At 66.9% G+C, this 19,675-nt stretch carries 18 protein-coding genes; 13 read left to right on the top strand and 5 right to left on the bottom strand.

The annotated features are described in order from the left end of the window. Positions 1-10 precede the first annotated feature (10 nt). The 4 genes from B9Y64_RS15285 (at position 11) to B9Y64_RS15300 (ending at position 3,532) form a co-directional block, all read left to right on the top strand. A complete protein-coding gene (locus B9Y64_RS15285) occupies positions 11-637 on the top strand; it encodes an inorganic diphosphatase (protein ID WP_100441444.1) in 627 nt (208 codons plus the stop codon). Positions 638-695: 58 nt separating this feature from the next. Beyond that, complete coding sequence (locus tag B9Y64_RS15290; protein WP_100441445.1) at positions 696-1,142, top strand: hypothetical protein; 447 nt, start codon at positions 696-698, stop codon at positions 1,140-1,142. 138 nt (positions 1,143-1,280) lie between these two features. Beyond that, positions 1,281-2,696, top strand: coding sequence for a cryptochrome/photolyase family protein (locus tag B9Y64_RS15295; protein WP_162292382.1), 1,416 nt, complete (start codon positions 1,281-1,283; stop codon positions 2,694-2,696). Positions 2,697-2,836: 140 nt separating this feature from the next. Beyond that, positions 2,837-3,532, top strand: coding sequence for an OmpA family lipoprotein (locus tag B9Y64_RS15300; protein WP_010484399.1), 696 nt, complete (start codon positions 2,837-2,839; stop codon positions 3,530-3,532). Between the two features lie 423 nt (positions 3,533-3,955). On the opposite strand, the gene B9Y64_RS15305 is transcribed toward B9Y64_RS15300, so the two are convergent. Continuing rightward, positions 3,956-4,681: an SDR family oxidoreductase gene (locus B9Y64_RS15305; protein ID WP_100441447.1), complete on the bottom strand. Its 726-nt coding sequence runs from the start codon at positions 4,679-4,681 to the stop codon at positions 3,956-3,958. Positions 4,682-4,799: 118 nt separating this feature from the next. Here B9Y64_RS15305 and B9Y64_RS15310 point away from each other — a divergent pair, with 118 nt between their 5' ends. Continuing rightward, a complete protein-coding gene (locus B9Y64_RS15310) occupies positions 4,800-5,693 on the top strand; it encodes a LysR family transcriptional regulator (RefSeq protein WP_100441448.1) in 894 nt (297 codons plus the stop codon). Positions 5,694-5,791: 98 nt separating this feature from the next. On the opposite strand, the gene B9Y64_RS15315 is transcribed toward B9Y64_RS15310, so the two are convergent. Further along, positions 5,792-6,823 (bottom strand): LysR family transcriptional regulator, encoded by a 1,032-nt coding sequence (locus tag B9Y64_RS15315; protein ID WP_005416157.1) that lies wholly within the window; start codon positions 6,821-6,823, stop codon positions 5,792-5,794. 147 nt (positions 6,824-6,970) lie between these two features. Here B9Y64_RS15315 and B9Y64_RS15320 point away from each other — a divergent pair, with 147 nt between their 5' ends. The 7 genes from B9Y64_RS15320 to B9Y64_RS15350 all read left to right on the top strand — a co-directional run bounded on the left by B9Y64_RS15320 (position 6,971) and on the right by B9Y64_RS15350 (position 15,290). Beyond that, a complete protein-coding gene (locus B9Y64_RS15320; RefSeq protein WP_100441449.1) occupies positions 6,971-7,198 on the top strand; it encodes a hypothetical protein in 228 nt (75 codons plus the stop codon). Continuing rightward, positions 7,195-7,965 carry an SDR family NAD(P)-dependent oxidoreductase gene (locus B9Y64_RS15325; protein WP_100441450.1) on the top strand — a complete coding sequence of 257 codons (771 nt, stop codon included), beginning with the start codon at positions 7,195-7,197 and terminating at the stop codon, positions 7,963-7,965. The genes B9Y64_RS15320 and B9Y64_RS15325 overlap by 4 nt, the downstream gene beginning before the upstream one ends. A gap of 91 nt (positions 7,966-8,056) precedes the next feature. Continuing rightward, a complete protein-coding gene (locus B9Y64_RS15330) occupies positions 8,057-9,280 on the top strand; it encodes an efflux RND transporter periplasmic adaptor subunit (RefSeq protein ID WP_100441451.1) in 1,224 nt (407 codons plus the stop codon). Positions 9,281-9,407: 127 nt separating this feature from the next. Next, the gene (locus B9Y64_RS15335) at positions 9,408-12,578 is read left to right on the top strand and encodes an efflux RND transporter permease subunit (RefSeq protein ID WP_100441452.1); all 3,171 of its coding nucleotides are present in this window, start codon (positions 9,408-9,410) and stop codon (positions 12,576-12,578) included. Between the two features lie 64 nt (positions 12,579-12,642). Next, entirely contained in the window at positions 12,643-13,380 is a 738-nt protein-coding gene (locus B9Y64_RS15340) for an SDR family oxidoreductase (RefSeq protein WP_049445446.1), read from the top strand. After that, positions 13,374-14,795 carry an efflux transporter outer membrane subunit gene (locus B9Y64_RS15345; protein WP_100441453.1) on the top strand — a complete coding sequence of 474 codons (1,422 nt, stop codon included), beginning with the start codon at positions 13,374-13,376 and terminating at the stop codon, positions 14,793-14,795. Before B9Y64_RS15340 ends, B9Y64_RS15345 begins: the two co-directional genes overlap by 7 nt. Positions 14,796-15,026: 231 nt before the next feature. Further along, positions 15,027-15,290 carry a hypothetical protein gene (locus tag B9Y64_RS15350; protein ID WP_100441454.1) on the top strand — a complete coding sequence of 88 codons (264 nt, stop codon included), beginning with the start codon at positions 15,027-15,029 and terminating at the stop codon, positions 15,288-15,290. Between the two features lie 19 nt (positions 15,291-15,309). Here the strand turns inward: B9Y64_RS15350 and B9Y64_RS15355 are convergent, their stop codons facing one another. Beyond that, positions 15,310-16,167, bottom strand: coding sequence for an endonuclease/exonuclease/phosphatase family protein (locus B9Y64_RS15355; protein ID WP_100441455.1), 858 nt, complete (start codon positions 16,165-16,167; stop codon positions 15,310-15,312). Between the two features lie 403 nt (positions 16,168-16,570). On the opposite strand from B9Y64_RS15355, the gene B9Y64_RS15360 reads away from it, so the two are divergent. Further along, on the top strand, positions 16,571-17,803 hold the full coding sequence (locus tag B9Y64_RS15360; RefSeq protein ID WP_100441456.1) for a cytochrome P450: 1,233 nt from the start codon (positions 16,571-16,573) through the stop codon (positions 17,801-17,803). A gap of 14 nt (positions 17,804-17,817) precedes the next feature. Here B9Y64_RS15360 and B9Y64_RS15365 read toward each other — a convergent pair whose 3' ends face one another. After that, entirely contained in the window at positions 17,818-18,522 is a 705-nt protein-coding gene (locus B9Y64_RS15365; protein ID WP_100441751.1) for a PA1136 family autoinducer-binding transcriptional regulator, read from the bottom strand. Between the two features lie 7 nt (positions 18,523-18,529). Beyond that, positions 18,530-19,402, bottom strand: coding sequence for a glyoxalase III HchA (gene hchA, locus B9Y64_RS15370; RefSeq protein ID WP_100441457.1), 873 nt, complete (start codon positions 19,400-19,402; stop codon positions 18,530-18,532). Positions 19,403-19,675: the final 273 nt, after the last annotated feature.

A 19,675-nucleotide genomic window follows, 5' to 3' on the forward strand; every position in this document is an offset into this window, starting at 1 on the left:
GGAGACGCCGATGACCACGCCCCGCCGCATCCTTCCTCTCGCTGCCATCGGCGGCGCCCTGCTGTTGCTGGCCAGCGCGGTGACCGCTGCCGATACCGTGCTGCATCCGTTCCTGGTGGCCCAGCCGAAGCAGGCGCCGCAGGAGGTGAATCTGGCGGTGGAGATTCCGGCCGGCAGCTTCACCAAGTACGAAATCAAGGAAGACGGCCTGGTGCATGTGGACCGCTTCCAGTCGATGCCGGTCGCCTATCCGGCCAACTATGGCTCGATGCCGCGCACGCTGGCCGGTGACAACGATCCACTGGATGCGCTGGTGCTGACCCGCGAGCCCCTGCATCCGGGCGTGATCGTGCGTTTCCGGCCGATCGGTTACCTGAAAATGGTCGATGGCGGCGAGCATGACGAGAAGATCATCGGCGTGCCAACCGACAAGGTCGACCCGACCTATGCCAACGTCCGCGACCTGGCGGATCTGCCGGAGATCGAGCGCCAGCGCATCGAGGCCTTCTTCCGGGTCTACAAGGACCTGCCGGCCGGGCGCAACCCGGTGAAGCTCAACGGCTGGGGCAACGCCGCCGAAGCGCGGGCGCTGATCAGCGAAGCGATGCAACGCTTCGACGCGCGCCCGGGTTCCTGACCGGGCCGGCGCCCTCCGGCGGTATATGATCGCCGCTCAATCCCCGGAGGCAGCGTGGATGGGTGGATCGACATGGGTACGTGGCGCCGGGGCCACCCTGCTGGTGCTGGAGCTGCTGTTGCTGGCGATTCCGGTGACCTTGCTGGATGGCTTCGGCCTGTTGGTGCTGTTGCAGCCCAATGATCATCCGGACCGGATGCCGACGCTGGTGGGGACCGTGCTGGCAGGCATCGGCCTGCTGGGTTTCTGGTGGCTGACGGGTGCATTCCTGCTCAACGGCCTTACCCTGCGTGGCTCGCCGTGGGGCGCGCGGGTGGGGGCCGGGGTGGGTGTTGCGCTGTGCCTGGCAAGCCTGATGGTCGGCCTGTTGTTCGGTCGTCTGACCGGCTGGGCCCTGGTGGGCTTGCTGGGGCTGCCGATACTGGTGCCGCTGGCACATATGCTCTGCGCCACGTGGCAGCGGCCGATCCGTGACGGGACAGCGCCCTCGCGCGGTGATCGCTAAGGGCATGATGTGGAGCAGTGCAGACGCGCCTGGTGCACGCCTTGAAGCCGCCATGACGCGCCGCGCGCCGCGGCAGGCTTCACTCCACTTCACAGCTGCTGGCTATCATGTGCGCCTTCAACAACCAGGGCGATGTCTGTGTCGGTAGCGTTGGTATGGTTCCGCCGTGATCTGCGGCTGCAGGACAATCCGGCCCTGCAGGCCGCGCTGGATGCGGGTCACGAGGTGGTGCCGGTCTACATCCACGCGCCGCATGAAGAAGGTGAGTGGGCGCCGGGCGCAGCCTCCGATGCATGGCGGCACCGGTCACTGGCCGCGTTGGATGCCGACCTGCGCACGCGGGGCTCCTCGCTGGTGCTGCGCAGCGGTGACAGCCTGCCGACGCTGCAGGCCCTGATCGAACAGACCGGCGCCGAAGCCGTGTACTGGAACCGCAAGTACGAGCCGGCCACGCAACCACGCGATGCCACCATCAAGCGCACGCTGCGCGAACTGGGAATCGATGCGCAGAGCTGCAATGGCAGCCTTCTGTTCGAGCCCTGGGACATCGCGACCCAGCAGGGACAGCCGTACAAGGTATTCACCCCGTACTGGCGCAACGTGCTCAGCCACTGGCGCCTGCCCGCACCGCAGGCCGCCCCGGAGAAGCTGCCGGCACACACGATCGACAGCCTCGCGCTGGACGCGCTGCTGCTGGCGCCCGCGCTGGATTGGGACACCGGCTTCTGGGAGCACTGGCAGCCGGGTGAAGCCGGTGCGCTGGAGGCGCTGTCCGTGTTCGAGGACGGTGCGCTGCGCGGATACCGCGAGCAGCGTGACCTGCCAGACCGGGTCGGTACCTCTCGGCTGTCGCCGCACCTGCATTTCGGCGAGATCGCGCCCTGGCGCATCGCCCATGCGCTGGAGGGGCTGCGCAGTGCCGGCACCGACGCCGACATCGATGGCTACCTGAGGCAGCTGGGCTGGCGTGACTTCGCCTACCACCTGCTGCACCACTTCCCGAAGACGCCGACCGACAACCTCAACCCGCGCTTCGACCGTTTCCCGTGGGCCACGCCCACGGCAGCACAGCTGCATGACTGGCAACGCGGCAACACCGGCGTGCCGATCGTCGATGCCGGCCTGCGCGAGCTGTGGCAGACCGGCTACATGCACAACCGGGTGCGGATGATCGTCGCCAGTTACCTGTGCAAGCACCTGCGCGCGCACTGGCTGCACGGCGCACGCTGGTTCTGGGACACCCTGGTCGATGCCGATCTCGCCAACAACACGATGGGCTGGCAGTGGGTGGCCGGAACCGGTGCCGATGCCGCGCCGTACTTCCGCGTGTTCAATCCGGTCACCCAGGCCGAGAAGTTCGACCCGCAGGCACGCTACATCAGCCGCTGGGTGCCCGAACTGGCGGCGTTGCCGGTGAAGGCCCGCTTCGCACCGTGGCAGCATCCGCTGCTGCTGGCCGCGCACGCGCCTGACTATCCACGCACGCCGCTGGTGGACCTGGCCGTTGGCCGCGATGCTGCGCTGGCGGCATATCGCCAGACGGGGACGGGGTAAAGGGTGACCTGCACGATCCGGTCAGTTAGCTGAACGCGGGCCTGTCGGCGGGCCGGATCATCATCCCGACATCGCATTTGGCTGTTTATCCTCTTTGCGCCCGCAAGCCGCCGGCCCGACCGGAAACCAAGGAGAACCTCATGATCCGCAACACCACCCGCAACGTCGCACTGGCCCTGATGAGTGCGGCCGTCCTGTCGGCCTGCGCCACCGGCGGCTCCTACGTGCAGAGTGACCAGTACGGCAACCCGACCGAGCAGCAGAACCGCACAGGCCGCAATGCGCTGATCGGTACCGCGATTGGTGTGGCCGCCGGCCTGCTGACCGGCGACAGCGCCACCGAGCGTCGCCAGCACGCGCTGATTGGCGCCGGTATCGGTGCGCTCAGCGGCGCCGCCGTCGGCCAGTACCAGGATCGCCAGGAACGTGCACTGCGCGAGCGCACCGCCAACACCGGCATCGATGTGCAGCGCCAGGGCGACAACATCATGCTGAACCTGCCGGACGGCATCACCTTCGACTTCGGCAAGTCGACCCTGAAGCCGCAGTTCTATGGCTCGCTCAACGGCGTGGCTGGCACCCTGCGTGACTACAACCAGACCATGATCGAAGTGGTCGGCCATACCGACAGCATCGGCAGCGATGCGGTGAACAACCGCCTGTCCAAGGAGCGCGCCGACTCGGTCGCGCAGTACCTGATCGGCCAGGGCGTGCAGAGCGTGCGTATCGAAACGCTGGGCGCCGGCAAGTCGTATCCGATTGCCGACAACAGCACCGATGCCGGCCGTGCCAAGAACCGCCGCGTCGAGATTCGGGTGATTCCGCTCAAGCAATAACGCATAGCGTTATTGCGGTTCCGGCGCAGCCGGAACGAAAATGCCGCCCTTGCAGGCGGCATTTTTGTAGGTGCCGAGCGTTGCTCGGCACGCCGATGGTGGCTCCGGTGCGCGGCTTTTCCGAACAGCGCCGACCAAGGTCGGCATCTACCGGAAGCCCGGCGTAGCCGGAACGAAAATGCCGCCCTTGCAGGCGGCATTTTTGTAGGTGCCGAGCGTTGCTCGGCACGCCGATGGTGGCTCCGGTGCGCGGCTTTTCCGAACAGCGCCGACCAAGGTCGGCATCTACCGGAAGCCCGGCGCAGCCGGAACGAAAATGCCGCCCTTGCAGGCGGCATTTCTGTAGGTGCCGAGCGTTGCTCGGCACGCCGATGGTGGCTCCGGTGCGCGGCTTTCCCGAACAGCGCCGACCAAGGTCGGCATCTACCGGGTCGCGGTCGGCCGCACCACGATCTCATTCACATCCACATCCGCAGGCTGTTCGATCGCAAACCGCACCGCGCGCCCGATCGCATCCGGCTGCAGGGCGATGGCGCGGTAACCGACCATCATTTCGGCGGCAGCAGGATCGGTGATGCTGTCGGCCAGCTCGCTTTCCACCACGCCGGGATGGATGCAGGTCACCCGCAGTTCGCGGTGCTCCTGGCGCAGACCGTCGGAGAGTGCGCGCACCGCGTATTTGGTCGCGCAGTACACCGCTGCGGTCGGTACCACCGACAGCGCGCCGACCGAGGCGATGTTGATGATCTGCCCGCTGCGCTGCGCGATCATGCCGGGCAGCACGGCGGCGATGCCGTACAGCACGCCACGGATGTTCACGTCGATCATCCGGTCCCACTCCTCCACTTTCAGCGAGGACATCAGCGACAGCGGCATCACGCCGGCGTTGTTGACGATGACGTCGATCGAACCGAAGTGCCGTCGTGCGGCCTCGGCGAAGGCCTCGACCTGCGCGCGCCGGGTCACATCCAGCGCCTGTACCAGCACCTCGGCGCCCTGCAGGCGAAGTTCGTCGGCCAGCGCCTGCAGTCGATCCACGCGACGGGCCCCCAGTACCAGGCGTGCGCCGGGTTGGGCGAGGGAGCGGGCGATGCCGGCGCCGATGCCGCTGGAGGCGCCGGTGATCAGGATGGTTCGGGAGGGGCTCATGGCAGTGCTCTTGAAGGGACGGGGAAGCCGGGCGGCGCCCGGTGCAGCCACGGTAGACGGCACCTCGTGTCGCGATAAGATGGCGACTCCTGATCGCCTTGTTCAGTACATCTAACCAATGGCTGTCGATCTCAATGCCCTGGCCGTCTTCCAGCGGGTGGCCGACTGTCGCAGCTTCACCGGTGCGGCCCAGCAGCTGGGCGTGACCCGCTCGGCGGTCAGCCAGACCATCGCCAGGCTGGAACAATCGTTGGGTGCTGCCCTGGTAATGCGCACCACACGCAGCGTCAGCCTCACCGATGCGGGGCAGGCGCTACTGGCGTCGATCAGGCCTGCGTTGGCGGAACTGGGCACTGCGCTGGAGGCCAGCGTGCGCCGCCAGAGAGCGGTGTCCGGGCAGTTGCGGCTCGCGGTGTCATCGATTGCCGAGGCGTTCCTGGCGGGCCCGATGCTGGCCGCTTTTGCTGCACGTTATCCCGCGTTGCAGCTGGACATCACCGTCACCGATGACGAGTTCGATATTGTCGGTGCGGGATTCGATGCTGGCGTGCGGCTGGGCGAGGTCATTGCCCAGGACATGGTGGCGGTGCCGGTATCGGCGCGGCAGCGCCAGCGGGTGGTGTGCTCGCCGGGCTATCGCGATGCCCACGCGCTGCCGTCGCACCCACGGGAGCTGGGCGCCCACCGCTGCATCGGATGGCGCAGCGCGCCGGGCAGGGCACCCTACCGGTGGGAATTCGAAGAGCGGGGACGTGAGTTCAGCGTCGATGTGCAGCCGGAAATCACCAGCAACGACATGGGCGTGATGGTCCGGCTGGCCCTGGCCGGAGCGGGCCTGGCCATCGGCATGGAAGAGACCTGGCGGCCCTGGCTGCAGCGCGGCGAACTGGTGTCCGTGCTCGATGCGTATTGCCCGCGCTTCGCCGGCTTCTTCCTGTACTACCCCAGCCGTCGCCAGGCCGAACCGAAACTGCGCGCGCTGATCGAGCACGTGCTGGCACAGCACGTGTAGAGGCAGGCCATGCTCGACTTCGCGCTTGTCGCCGAGCCGACCAGGGCCCGCATCCAGCCGAAGCGCAGTCGAGCATGGCTCGAGGCTGCAAAAGCCCGTTACGCCGCCGAAGCGGCCACTTTCTCCAGGATGCGCTTGCCGCTGCTTTCCAGCGCCGCATCTTCCTGCGCCTTCTGCTGCTGCGCCAGCTTCGCGCCCGGGCATTGAGCCAGCATGTAGTTGGCGTCGAAGTTGAGCTTCTCGACCAGGAAGTCGACGAATGCACGCACCTTCGGCGAAACCAGGCGGCCACCTGCGAACACCGCGTTGAAATCCACTTCCGGGCCGGTCCAGCCAGCCAGCACGCGGCGCACCATGCCCGATTCGACGAATGGCTTGGCCATCACGTCGCCGGTCAACAGCAGGCCTTCGCCGCACACCAGTGCGCCGTTCAGTGCGGACATGTCATTGGCAGTCATCAACGGGGTGACCGGGAAGTCGCGCAGCTCGCCACCGTTCTCGCCCAGCTGCCAGGTGAAGCGCGGCGAATTGCCGGTGTGGTACGGCTTGCGCATCGCCAGGATGCGATGGAACTGCAGCTCTTCCGGATGCAGCGGCTCGCCGTAGCGCTCGATGTAGGCCGGGCTGGCGAACACCTGGGTGCGCAGGCTGCCCAGCTTGCGTGCGACCAGGTTGGAATCGGGCAGGGCGCCGACACGCAGCGCCAGGTCCGCCTCGCCGGCGATCAGGTCCAGCTTCTCGTTGCCCATGTGCATGTCCAGACGGATCTCTGGATACTGCGCATGGAACTGGCCCAGCAGCGGAGCGATCCAGGTGATGCCGATCGAATAGGGCACGGTGAAGCGCAGCCAGCCGCGCGGGCCCGACTGCAACTGGCTCACCGCGCTTTCGGCTTCTTCAAGCTCGCGCGCGATGCGCTGGCAATGCTCGTGATAGATCGAGCCGGCTTCGGTCAGGCCGAGGCGGCGGGTGGTCCGGTGCAGCAGTCGCGCGCCCAGGCGCGTTTCCAGTTCCTGCACTTTGCGGCTGACCGTGGTCTTGGGCAGGCCGAGCGATTTGGCAGCGGCAATGAAGCTGCCCTGCTCAACCACTTTGACGAAGATCAGCGTCTCGTTGAGATCGTGGGACATGGTCGGGGATCCTGGACGTCGGGGATGGGACAATCGTGACAGAACGATTGGACCGGGAGCGGGATGATTATTCCCCTTAATCAGGACTAATCAAGTAAAGGTTTGAGGTCTATCGTGGCGCCATTCGTTAATTGGAGCCCGTCCGCTATGAGCCTGCGCAACATTCTTGCCCGACTCCGGAACGCCGGCCAGAACACCCTGGACCAGGCGATGACCGTCGAAGCCCGTCCGAGTTCCTTGGTACACAAGGACTTCCGTGAGTTTACCGCGCCCATGCGTCAGCAGCGTGGCGGTGCAATCCGCCTGGTCCCGCACAAGGGCGACCGCCTGCGTCGAATCGGGACTATCCCGGATTTGGGAGGAAATGTCCCGTGAATGGGATACTGACGCCCGAAGTCCTGGTCCTGGGCGGCACCGGTGCCGTCGGCCAGGGCGTGGTGGGCGCACTGCTGGAGGCTGGCAGCCCCGTGCTGGTGGTCGGCCGCGATCCGGGCCGGCTGGCCGCGCTGCATGAACAGTTCGCCGATGAGCCCGGCCTGGAGACGCTGCTGGGCTCGCTCAGCGATGACGGTTCGGCACGTACCTTGGCCGAACGCGTCACGCAGCGCCCGCGTCCGCTGGCGGCGGTGATCGCGGCAATGGGGGGCCCCTACCGTCGCGGCCGGGTGACGGACCGCAACGGCGATGAGCTGCTGGCGGCGATGCAGGCCGACCTGATGCCGCACGTGCACGCAGTGCGCCACCTGCTGCCGCTGCTGCAGGACAACGTGCATGCGCGCCGCTACGTGATGATCGGCAGCCCGGCCAACGCCAAGCCCTGGGCGGGCTATGGCGAGACCTCGATCACCACCGCCGCGCTGCGCATGTATGCGCAGGTGGTGCACCAGGAGGCGCAGGCGCTGGGCGTGCGCGCGCAGATGCTGGAAGTCTGCAGCCCGGTATGCACCCCGGCCAACGCGGCCAATGCCTGCATCGAGTGGCCGAGCTCGTTGCTGGTGGGCCGTCGCGTGGTCTCCCTGCTTGATGGCTGCCGTGACAACCGCGCCATCGTCCGCTGCGACAGCAGCGATGCCGAACTGCCGCGCGGCCTGCTGCACCTGGATGTCCCCCCACTGTGGCGCGATACCGCAGGCGTCGCTTGACCTCGACCATGGTTGAGGTCGCAGTATGCGCCGCCGATTTCTGCAACACGTTTTCATATAGCTGTACCACCCCTCCGTACGGATGCATGCCATGACTTCCCCCAATACCACCCCACATCGTTTCGGCCATCGCATCGCGATGGTCGGCGTGTCGATCCTCGCCGCGGCCGTGCTTGCGGCCTGCAGCGGCGGCCATGCCGAAGAAGCCGGTGCACCGCCGCCGCCGCAGGTCAGCGCCGCGCCGGTGCTGGTCAAGCAGGTCAGCCAATGGGACGAGTTCAGCGGCCGCGTCGAAGCGGTACAGAGCGTTGAACTGCGCCCACGCGTGTCCGGCTACATCGACAAGGTCAACTACGTCGAAGGCCAGGAAGTGAAGAAGGGCGAAGTGCTCTTCACCATCGACGCGCGCAGCTACCAGGCCGAGTACGATCGCGCCGCCGCCGAACTGGCCCGGGCACGTACCCAGGCCACGCTGGCGCGCAGCGAGTCCGAGCGTGCCAAGCGGCTGTCCGAGCAGCAGGCGATCTCCACCGAGACCGCCGAGCAGCGTCGTGCCGCTGCTGACCAGTCCGGTGCGGCCGTGCAGGCTGCGCAGGCGGCGGTGGATGCCGCCCGCCTCAACCTGGAGTTCACCAAGGTGCGTGCACCGATCGACGGCCGTGCCGGCCGCGCGATGGTCACCGCCGGCAACCTGGTCACCGCGGGTGACAGCGCCAGTGTGCTGACCACGCTGGTCTCGCTGGACACCGTGTTCGTCTACTTCGACGCCGACGAAAGCACCTTCCTGCGCTACGCCCAGATGGCACGCAAGGGCGAGCGCCCGAGCGAGCGTGACAGCGAGCTGCCGGTGAAGGTCGGCCTGTCCGGTGAAGAGGGCTACCCGCATGCGGGCAAGGTCGACTTCCTCGACAACCAGGTGGCCCGCAGCACCGGCACCATCCGTGTCCGCGCGCTGCTGGACAACGCCGACCGCCAGTTCACGCCGGGCCTGTTCGCCCGTGTGCAGCTGCTCGGCAGCGGCCAGTTCCAGGCCATGCTGATCGATGACAAGGCCGTGCTGACCGACCAGGACCGCAAGTACGTCTACGTGGTCGACAAGGATGGCAAGGCCCAGCGCCGCGACATCCAGCTCGGCCGCACCGCCGATGGCCTGCGCATTGTCGAGCACGGCCTGGCCGCCGGCGACAAGGTGATCATCGACGGCGTGCAGAAGGTCTTCATGCCGGGCATGCCGGTGCAGGCCAAGGCCGTGGCGATGCAGCCGCAGGCCGCGCCGGCACCGGGCCGTGATGCCACCGCCGCCCTGAAGCACTGATCCGCCGTCTCCTGATCCGCGTCCCCGCTTAGCTGCCGGCGCCAGCGGCAGCCTTCCCTGCCTTCGTCATCCTGGCGAGGGGCAGGGTGGCTGTTGCCCGCCGAATGCCTTTCCCAGGAATTCCTCCATGGACTTTTCCCGTTTCTTCATCGACAGGCCGATCTTCGCGGCGGTGCTGTCGATCGTGATCTTCGCCGCAGGCCTGATCACGATTCCAATCCTGCCGATCAGCGAGTACCCGGAAGTGGTGCCGCCATCGGTGGTCGTGCGCACGGTGTATCCGGGCGCCAACCCCAAGGTCATCGCCGAGACCGTCGCCACGCCGCTTGAAGAAGCCATCAACGGCGTTGAAGGCATGATGTACCTGAAGTCGGTTGCCGGCTCGGACGGCGTGCTGCAGATGACCGTTACCTTCCGCCCGGGCACCGACCCGGACGCGGCGGCGGTGAAAGTGCAGAACCGCGTGGCGCAGGCACAGGCGCGTCTGCCCGAGGATGTGCGCCGGCAGGGCGTGACCACGCAGAAGCAGTCACCGACCTTCCTGATGGTGGTGCACCTGACCTCGCCGCAAGGAAAGTACGACACCCTGTACCTGCGCAACTACGCCCGCCTGCACGTCAAGGATGCGCTGGCGCGTATTCCGGGCGTGGGTGATGCGCAGATCTTCGGTGGCGGCGACTACGCCATGCGCGCCTGGCTGGACCCGGACAAGGTGGCCTCGCGCGGCCTGACCGCCAGCGACGTGGTGCGCGCCATGCGCGAGCAGAACGTGCAGGTGTCGGCCGGCCAGCTCGGCGCCGAACCGCTGCCGGACAGCAAGTTCCTGACCCTGATCAATGCCCAGGGCCGGCTGAAGACCGAAAAGGAATTCGGCGACATCGTGCTCAAGAGCGGCACCGATGGCGAGATCGTGCGCCTGGCCGACGTGGCCCGCCTGGAACTGGGCGCGGGCGACTACACCCTGCGTTCGCAGCTGGATGGCAAGAACGCGGTCGGTATCGGTATCTTCCAGTCGCCCGGTGCCAATGCGCTGGAGATCCGTGACTCGGTCATCGCCACGATGGACGAGATGCAGAAGACCATGCCGGCCGACGTGAAGTACGAAGCGGTGTATGACACCACCATCTTCGTGCGCGACTCGATCAAGGCCGTGGTCTCCACGCTGCTGGAAGCCATCGCGCTGGTGGTGCTGGTGGTGATCCTGTTCCTGCAGACCTGGCGTGCTTCGATCATCCCGCTCATCGCGGTGCCGGTGTCGGTGGTGGGTACCTTCGCCGCGCTGTACCTGCTGGGCTTCTCGATCAACACGCTGAGCCTGTTCGGCCTGGTGCTGGCGATCGGCATCGTGGTCGATGACGCGATCGTGGTGGTGGAGAACGTCGAACGCAACATCGAGGAAGGGTTGTCGCCCACCGCAGCGGCCCACCAGGCCATGCGCGAGGTCTCCGGCCCGATCGTGGCGATCGCGCTGGTGCTGTGTGCCGTGTTCGTGCCGATGGCGTTCCTGTCCGGTGTCACCGGCCAGTTCTACAAGCAGTTCGCGGTCACCATCGCCATTTCCACCGTGATCTCGGCGATCAACTCGCTGACCCTGTCGCCGGCGCTGGCCGCGCGCCTGCTGAAGGCCCACGGTGCGCCGAAGGACGGCCCGAGCCGCCTGATCGACCGCCTGTTCGGCTGGGTGTTCCGTCCGTTCAACCGCTTCTTCAAGTCCAGCTCGGAGAAGTACGAGCGTGGCGTGGCCCGCATCCTCGGCCGTCGCGGCGCGGTGTTCGTGGTCTACGCGATCCTGCTGGTCGGTACCGGCGTGATCTTCAAGCTGGTGCCGCCGGGCTTCATCCCGACCCAGGACAAGCTGTACCTGATCGCCGGTGTGAAACTGCCGGAAGGTTCGTCGATCGCACGTACCGATGAAATGCTGCGCAAGGTCGCCAAGATCGCCCAGGAAACCGATGGCGTGGCCCACACCATCTCGTTCCCGGGCCTGAACGCGCTGCAGTTCACCAACACGCCGAACACCGGTGTGGCGTTCATTCCGCTCAAGCCATTCGCCGAGCGCCATGGCCGCACCGCTGCGCAGATCAACGCCGAGATCAACCAGAAGATCGCGGGCCTGCAGGAGGGCTTCGCGTTCGCGATGATGCCGCCGCCGATCCTCGGCCTGGGCAACGGCAACGGCTACCAGATGTTCATCGAGGACCGTGGCAACCTGGGTTACGGCGCATTGCAGAATGCCGTGCAGGCGATGCAGGGCACCGTTGCGCAGACCCCGGGCATGGCGTTCCCGATCAGCAGCTACCAGGCCAACGTGCCGCAGCTGGATGCCGAGGTGGACCGCGTCAAGGCCAAGGCGCAGGGCGTGCAGCTCACCGAGCTGTTCGACACCCTGCAGACCTACCTCGGCTCGGCTTACGTCAACGACTTCAACCAGTTCGGCCGTACCTGGCAGGTGATCGCCCAGGCAGACGGTCCGTTCCGCGAGACGGTCGAGGACATCGGCAAGCTGCGTACCCGCAACGACCGCGGCGAGATGGTGCCGATCGGTTCGATGGTCACCATCAAGCAGACCTTCGGCCCGGACCCGGTGCTGCGCTTCAATGGCTATCCGGCGGCTGACCTGGCCGGTGAAGCCGACCCGCGCCTGCTGTCCTCGGCCGAGGCGATGAACAAGCTGACCGAGATCGCCGGCAAGGTGCTGCCGGTGGGCATGACCACCGAATGGACCGACCTGAGCTACCAGCAGGCGACCCAGGGCAAGGCGGCCTTCATCGTCTTCCCCGTGGCGATCATGCTGGCCTTCCTGGTGCTGGCCGCGCTGTACGAGAGCTGGTCGCTGCCGCTGGCGGTGATCCTGATCGTGCCGATGACCCTGCTGTCCGCGCTGTTCGGCGTGTGGCTGACCGGTGGCGACAACAACGTGTTCGTGCAGGTCGGCCTGGTGGTGCTGATGGGCCTGGCGTGCAAGAACGCGATCCTGATCGTCGAATTCGCCAGAGAGCTGGAGATGGGCGGCAAGGGCATCGTTGAAGCCGCGCTGGAAGCCTGCCGTCTGCGTCTGCGCCCGATCGTGATGACCTCCATTGCCTTCATCGCCGGCACTGTGCCGCTGGTGTTGTCGCACGGTGCAGGTGCCGAGGTGCGCTCGGTGACCGGTATCACTGTGTTCGCCGGCATGCTGGGCGTGACCCTGTTCGGCCTGTTCCTCACCCCGGTGTTCTACGTGGCCCTGCGCAAGTTCGTCACCCGCAACGGTGGTGGCCAGCTGGTGCAGCACGGCGAGCCGACCATCCACCACTGACATGGAACCCCGTCGCCGCCGGTCACTGGCCGGCGGCGGCTTTCCCCTCACAAGGCATGCATCCATGAATACCCATCAGAACAAGATCGCGCTGGTCACCGGCGCCACCCGCGGCATTGGCGCAGAGACCGTGCGCCAGCTGGCCCAGGCCGGCGTGCACACGCTGCTGGCCGGCCGCAAGCGCGAGACCGCCGTGGAGCAGGCGCTGAAACTGCAGGCCGAGGGCCTGCCGGTGGAAGCGCTGCAGCTGGACGTCACCGACGGCGCCAGCATCGCCGACGCCGTGCAGCAGGTGCGCGAACGCCACGGCCGCCTCGACATCCTGGTCAACAACGCCGGCGTGCTGCTGGAGAACCCGGCGCAGCTGCCGTCGGAGCAGTCGCTGGATACCTGGCGCCGCACCTTCGACACCAACGTCTATGCACTGGTCGCGGTGACCCAGGCCTTCCTGCCGCTGCTGCAGCAGGCCAAGGCCGGGCGTATCGTCAACGTCTCCAGCATCCTTGGTTCGCAGACCCTGCACGCCGATCCGGCATCGGGCATCTACGATTTCAAGATCCCGGCCTACAACGCCTCCAAGGCGGCGGTGAACAGCTGGACGCTGGCCCTGGCACATGAACTGCGCAGCTCGCAGATCAAGGTCAACACGGTGCATCCGGGTTACGTGAAAACCGATATGAACGGTGGCCAGGGCGAAATCGAGATCGCCGAGGGCGCACGCTCCAGCGTGCAGATGGCGCTGATCGGCCACGAAGGCCCGAACGGCAGCTTCACCTACCTGGGCGAGGTGCTGCCATGGTGATCCGCACGTTGGCGATGGCCGTCTCCAGCCTGGTGCTGGCGGGCTGTGTCAGCGTCGGCCCGAACTACAAGGCCCCGGTGCAGGAACCGGTGGTCCTGCAGAGCGCTCAGCAGCCGGTCTTCAGTACCGTCTCGCCGGTGGCCAGCTGGTGGGCGCAGTTCGATGATCCGGTGCTGGAACAGCTGGTGCACGGCGCACTGTCGGACAACCTGGATCTTCGCGTCGCCGTGGCCCGCGTCAGCCAGGCCCGCGCGGTGTTCGTCGAAAGCCGCTTTGACCAGGCGCCGCACATCACCGCAGGCGGCAGCTACGACCGCCGCAAGCAACCCGATCCGCAGCTGGGTGGGCAGCGGGTGTTCAGTGAAAGCTACCAGCTCGGCTTCGACGCCGGCTGGGAGCTGGATCTGTTCGGCCGCAAGCGCCGTGCTGCAGAAGCCGCGCGCGCAGACCTCGGTGCCGAGCAGGCCAATCTGGCCGACGCGCAGGTACTGGTCGCCGCCGAAGTGGCACGCAACTACTTCGAGCTGCGCGGTACGCAGAAGCGCATCGCGGTGGCCCAGCACACGCTGGAAAACCTGCGCGATACGCAGAAGCTGACCGAGGCGCGCTGGGAACTGGGTGCAGGCAGCGAGCTGGATGTGCAGAGCAGCCGTGCCCGCCTGAAGGCGATCGAGGCGGATATTCCGCTGCTGGAAGTGGCCGAAACGCAGTCGCGCAACCGGCTGGCAGTGCTGCTGGGCCAGCGCCCGGAAGTGCTGACCGACATGCTCGCGCCGCACGACGTACCGGCCTTCGCCAAGGCACTGCCGCTGGGCGATACCCGCGAACTGCTGCGCCAGCGCGCCGACGTGCGCGTGGCCGAGCGTCGCCTGGCTGCCGCGACCGCACGCGTGGGCGTGGCCACGGCGGACCTGTTCCCGCGGTTGTCGCTGTCAGGCTTCGTCGGGTTCCTCGGCGGCGACGCCAGCGGCCTGGTCAATGGCAACAACAAGGCCTGGTCGCTGACCCCATCGCTGAGCTGGGCAGCATTCGACTTCGGTACCGTGCGTGCACGCCTGCGTGCCAGCAAGGCGGAAGCCGAAGGCGTGGCGGCCCAGTATGAGCAGGCCGTACTGCTGGCCCTGGAAGACACCGAGAACGCGCTGACCCGCTATTCCAAGCAGCAGGCCCGGTTGGCGATCGTGGTCGAGCAGGCGCAGGCGGCACGGCGTGCCGAATCGCTGGCGCAGATCCGCTATCGCGAGGGCTCGGAAGACTTCCTGACCCTGCTGGACGCGCAACGCACGCAGCTGGCGGCCGATGATGCGTTGGCGGCGGCCGAGTCTGAAGTCAATGTCAGCGTAGTGGGCGTGTACAAGGCGCTGGGCGGCTGGGGGCAGTCACCGCAGCAACCGAGCGTGGCGCAGGTGCAGTAACCGCAGCGGGGGACGGAGGCCATGGCGTCCGTCCCCTCCTGCTTTCACCGCACGTGATGGGCCGGGGCGCTCCCGGTCCTCGGCAGCGGTATGTCCTGCCTGGTGCTGCGGCGGCCGGCGCAGGAAGGGCGGTGCATGCCGTGCACATCGCCATCGTCTTGACGCTTCTGACTCTGCCGGAATTCCGGCCCGCCGTGTAACTAGTGGGTCAGGCACTTGCGAGGACAGGCGATGGCGGAGGGAAGGCGGGATACCCAACGGATGTTGTTCGGCGATCCGGGTCCACCGGGTGCGGGGCTGTCGGTGGCGGTGGTGATGCTGCTGGTGCTGGCGACGATGGCTGCGGCGGTCGGTTTCCTGCGCCTGCAGGATTCGATGCTGGGGCTGGGCCTGATCGGCGTCGCCGTATTCCTGGCGATCTGCGCCCGCATCTGCCAGGCGCGCGATCAGCATCAGGCGCTGTACCGCCTGCTGTCGCGGCAGCCGCCGCTGTAGCTGCGGCTGCCGCGATGGCTCAACGCTTCGGCCAGTCCAGTTCGACCACCAGCGGGAAATGATCCGAGGGCAGCACGCCCTCAATGCGGCGGTCATCGGTCAGGAAGCTGCGCGCATGGAAACCCCGCACCAGCACCCAGTCCAGCTGCACGGTGGCCTTGCCGGTGAAATCGTGGAAGGTCAGTCGCGGGCCCTGCGGCGCCTTCACCTGGGTACGCGTGTCGTGCAGCACGCGGGTGAATGCCTTGTAGGTGTCGCCGCCGGGCTCGCTGTTGAAGTCCCCGGTCAGCACCACCGGCAGATCGGCCGGCAGGCTGGCCACGCGCTTGCCGATCAGCTCGGCACCCTTCACCCGGCGGGGTTCGTCCTCGTCGCGGTAGGGCAGGTGGGTATCCATGAAGTAGAAACGGCGGCCGTCGTCGATGCGGCGGAACAGCGCCCAGGTGACCATGCGCGGATACAGGTTGCCCCAGGTGATGCTGCCGGGCACATCGGGCGTGTCGGACAGCCAGAAGTTGCCTGACTCCTCGATGGCCAGCACCGTGCTGTCGTAGAACACGCCCATGTGCTCGTCGCCGCTGCCGCCGCGGCGGCCTTCGCCGAACCAGCGGTAGCCGGGGAGGTGTCCGGCCAGGTACTCGGCCTGCTCCTGCACCAGCTCCTGGGTGCCGATCACCGCCGGGTGTGCGTCGAGAATGACCTTCACCATCGCATCGCGACGGTCGGGCCAACGCTTGCCGGGTTCGGTATCGGCCGGGGTGCGCACATTGAACGACATCACCTTCAACGGCGCAGGGGTGGCAGCCCAGGCGCCGGTCACAGGCAAGGCAAGCGCCAGCAGTGCAGACAGCGCGGGGCGACGAAAACGCGACAACATCGTGGAATCCCTCCATTCCATGAAAACGGTTTCACGGAGCATCGCACGGATCGACCGTTCATGGCTGTGCGTGCGCTGGCGGTATCGGCCGGTCGCTGCGGCGCATTCAGCAGGACCTTGACGGCGCATTGACCCGGCGGCCCGGGCCTGCGTGCTAGAACGGCCCTGCCGGCCACTGAGTCCGGCACCGCAGCAACAATCCTCAACGGAACCACAAGGAGCTGTGCCATGACACGATTGATTCGCGCCCTGCAGGTGTCGCTGAACCTGCGTTCGGACAATTCCACGCAGTGCATCCGTTCCAAGTATCGCTACTGGAATATCTTCTGACCGGAAGGACTCCACGTATTCGATGACATCGCCAGGGAAGGTCGATGATCTTCCCTGGCATCGGAGGCAGGGCATGGATGAGCGTGCAGCGGATGCGGAAGTGGTTTCGATCGATGACCTGCTCGAACGCGTGCGTCGCGAAGGGCCGGTCCTGCGCTTCGACAATGATGTTGTCGGCATCTTTGATCCGGCCCTGGCGGTCAGGATCGACAAGGCCAACACCGACCAGCACACCGTACCGGATTCACTGATTGATTTTCTCGGGCTGCGCAGTGGCAGGGACCCGGTTGCGTGGCGCGAGGTACGGGCACTGCTGAGCGAGCAGGCCGGGCGCCTTGCCAGTCCCGGGCATATGCGTGACCTCTACACGCGCATGCACGGCTTCCTTGCCCAGCGCGCGGATCGACCGCATGACCTCAGCGAACTGAGCTGGTGGACGATCTCGCAGTCGCTGTTGCCGCTGCTGATCGATGGCCTCAGCCGCGCCGACGTCGATGCCCTCATCGGCGAACAGAAGACCCGATACAACGCCATCGTGCTGCAGAACTTCTCGTTCTGGCGGCGGATCATCGACTTCCATCTTTCCCGCCGCGCGGCCCGTACGGTGTCGCGGCACATCCGGCGTCGTGCGCGCGGCACCGAGCCGCGCGAAGACTTCCTGCAATCCCTGCTGCCGCTGGTGGAGCGGGTCGGGGTGGACCGTGTGGCCTATCTGGTGTCGATGGTGCTGGCCGGCATGTCGGGCCTGCCGGGCATCACCGCGGCCAGCCTGCTGTATGCGATGCATCGTTTTCCGCACTGGCATGCGCGCATCCGCGAGGAAACCTCGGCGCTGAGCCTGGAGCAGCTGTACGCGTTGCCGATCAAGTCGCTGCCGTGCACCTCGCGTTTCGTCAAGGAAACCCTGCGGCTGTGGCCGGGACTGTTCGCCCTGCATCGTCCGGCCTCGCACGATATCGACATCGAGGGTGTGCGCATCCGCAAGGGTGGGGCATACGAGCTGTCGTCCTACTTCCAGCATCATTCGCCGGAGTACTGGCAGGACCCGGACAGCTTCGATCCTGATCGCTGGTTGCCGGAGCGGCGCCAGGCCAACAAGGGCGCCTACGTGCCCTTCGGATTCTCCTCGCGGGCCTGCATTGGCAGTGCGGTCGGCCATGCGCAGCTGCTGCTGTTCTGTGCGCTGGTGACCCGCGATTTCGAGTTGACGGTACAGGAGGTGCCGGCACCGTGGATGCAGCTGGAGGGCTTTGCCATTCCGGTTGATTTCATCGGTACGTTGACGCCGCGCCGCACCTTGCCGTGACTGCAGTGCTCGGCTCAGTCTTCAATCTCGCCACGGCGGCCTGCAGCACGCACCGCCTGTGCGGTGGTGGCCACGCCAAGACGGTGCCGCGCCCGCCGCAGATGGTTCTCCACCGTGCGTGCGGACAGCCCCAGCGTCGCCGCGATTTCCGCCTGGCGCCGTCCAGCGGCAACCCAGCGCAGCACTTCGCGTTCGCGTGCGCTCAGCGCGCCTGCGCGCGCATCCGCCGGCGCTTCGGCAAGCCGCCGCGCCGCACGGAACGCTGACGTGCCGGCCATTTCCAGCAGCAGACGCGCGCTGGCGGACGCATCAATCGAGGTGCCGGCGAAGCTGACCGCACCCTCCAGGCCGGTCGGTCCGAACACCGGCACCTGCAGGCCATGCAGGCCATCGCCGCGTGGCTGCTTCACCACCTGATAGCGTTCCCCGCGCACGCCCTGGCGCTTGCTCCAGAAGAACGGCGCATTGCTGTCCAGCACATGGCGGTTGACCGGACAGGCGTGCAGGTAGCGCGCGAGGTCGGTCTCGCTGCCGTCGCCAAACCAGTCACCCTCGATCCAGTACACGCGCTGCGCGTCGCGCTCCAGCCCGGTTCCGGTGGCGAACACCAGCAGGCGGTCGTAGCCCAGTGGCGAGGCGGCGGCGCGCAGCACGCCGCCCACCGCGGCCAGTGACCGCGCCTGTTCCAGTTTCAGCAACGCTGGGACCAGCGCAGGCAGCATGGGCTCAGCGCCCGGCCAGCGCGTCGAGCAGGGTGCGCGCGGCCAGCTTGCCCAGCGCGTTGCCGGCCAGCGGGCTGTCGCCGGTCAGCAGCAGGCGATCCTGCAGCACGCTGCCATCGATGCCCTCGTTGACGATCTGCACGCCCTGCTGGGCCAGTCGTTCACCGAAGAACCAACGCAGCTGCCCCGGCATGTAGCCGATCTCCGGTGTCTGCCTGTCCATCGCGTCGGGGAAGGCGCAGATGCGGTAGCCACGGAACAGCGAGCCGCCCTCGGCTTCGTCGACACCCGCCGCCAGCAGCGCCGCCGGGCCATGGCAGAGGGTGATGATGTGGCGCTGCTCGGCCATGGCCCATTGCAGCGCGGCTTTCACTGCCGTGCTCTCAGGCAGGCCGATCAGCGCGCCGTGACCACCGGGAATGAATACGGCGGCGTAGTCCGAGCCGGCTCCCAGCCCGGCCACCACCTCGTCCAGCTGCAACGGCTGGCGGAAGCGCGCCTCATAGCGTTCGTACAGGGCGCCGATCTCGCGGTCCTCGCGCGGGAAGGCCCACCATTCGAACTTGACGGCGTTGCCGGACAGCGTCGCGACGTCGATGTCAAAGCCGGCCTTGTCCAGGTGGTACATCGGCAGCAGGGTTTCCACCGGATGGTTGCCGGTGGAGAACAGGTGGCCATTGGCGGTCGGCAGATAGCGCTCGTCAGCGGCGATCATCAGCACCTTCCAGCGGCCATCGCGGCGCGCATCCGGATACTCGGCCCCGGACAGGTCGCTCCGCGGCGACGTGAACTGCGACAGCGAGTACGGTGAAGGGAAGAAGGCATCGCGCTCGGCCGGATCGGGGCTGGGCTGGCGGCTGGGCTCTTGCGTGTTCATGCGGACCTCCATCGGGGGAAAGTGAGTCCAGCATAGGAGGCTGCGTGCGCAGGCGCGATGAGGGATTCCCCTCAATCGGCCGCGATCCGGATGCTGCATCGCGCCACCCGGCCGGTTGGACAGCCGGATTATGTCGTGTTATCTAGCCGGTGCCGGGATAATCCCGGCATAACCACACAGCAAGCAAAGGAGTGAAAATGAAAAGATTCGCCCGAGCATTGCGCGTCAGCCTCAACATCCATCCGACCGAGAAGAGCAGTGTGTGGACTGTCT

The organism is Stenotrophomonas maltophilia, from assembly GCF_002799245.1.
Taxonomy (GTDB): Bacteria; Pseudomonadota; Gammaproteobacteria; order Xanthomonadales; family Xanthomonadaceae; genus Stenotrophomonas; species Stenotrophomonas maltophilia_S.

Bases quoted from the DNA above. Each gene is read 5' to 3' on its own strand.
- B9Y64_RS15285 (WP_100441444.1), top strand. From the start codon at position 11: ATGACCACGCCCCGCCGCATCCTTCCTCTCGCTGCCATCGGCGGCGCC.
- B9Y64_RS15290 (WP_100441445.1), top strand. From the start codon at position 696: ATGGGTGGATCGACATGGGTACGTGGCGCCGGGGCCACCCTGCTGGTG.
- B9Y64_RS15300 (WP_010484399.1), top strand. From the start codon at position 2,837: ATGATCCGCAACACCACCCGCAACGTCGCACTGGCCCTGATGAGTGCG.
- B9Y64_RS15305 (WP_100441447.1), bottom strand. From the start codon at position 4,681: ATGAGCCCCTCCCGAACCATCCTGATCACCGGCGCCTCCAGCGGCATC.
- B9Y64_RS15310 (WP_100441448.1), top strand. From the start codon at position 4,800: ATGGCTGTCGATCTCAATGCCCTGGCCGTCTTCCAGCGGGTGGCCGAC.
- B9Y64_RS15315 (WP_005416157.1), bottom strand. From the start codon at position 6,823: ATGTCCCACGATCTCAACGAGACGCTGATCTTCGTCAAAGTGGTTGAG.
- B9Y64_RS15320 (WP_100441449.1), top strand. From the start codon at position 6,971: ATGAGCCTGCGCAACATTCTTGCCCGACTCCGGAACGCCGGCCAGAAC.
- B9Y64_RS15330 (WP_100441451.1), top strand. From the start codon at position 8,057: ATGACTTCCCCCAATACCACCCCACATCGTTTCGGCCATCGCATCGCG.
- B9Y64_RS15335 (WP_100441452.1), top strand. From the start codon at position 9,408: ATGGACTTTTCCCGTTTCTTCATCGACAGGCCGATCTTCGCGGCGGTG.
- B9Y64_RS15340 (WP_049445446.1), top strand. From the start codon at position 12,643: ATGAATACCCATCAGAACAAGATCGCGCTGGTCACCGGCGCCACCCGC.
- B9Y64_RS15345 (WP_100441453.1), top strand. From the start codon at position 13,374: ATGGTGATCCGCACGTTGGCGATGGCCGTCTCCAGCCTGGTGCTGGCG.
- B9Y64_RS15350 (WP_100441454.1), top strand. From the start codon at position 15,027: ATGGCGGAGGGAAGGCGGGATACCCAACGGATGTTGTTCGGCGATCCG.
- B9Y64_RS15355 (WP_100441455.1), bottom strand. From the start codon at position 16,167: ATGTTGTCGCGTTTTCGTCGCCCCGCGCTGTCTGCACTGCTGGCGCTT.
- B9Y64_RS15360 (WP_100441456.1), top strand. From the start codon at position 16,571: ATGGATGAGCGTGCAGCGGATGCGGAAGTGGTTTCGATCGATGACCTG.
- hchA (WP_100441457.1), bottom strand. From the start codon at position 19,402: ATGAACACGCAAGAGCCCAGCCGCCAGCCCAGCCCCGATCCGGCCGAG.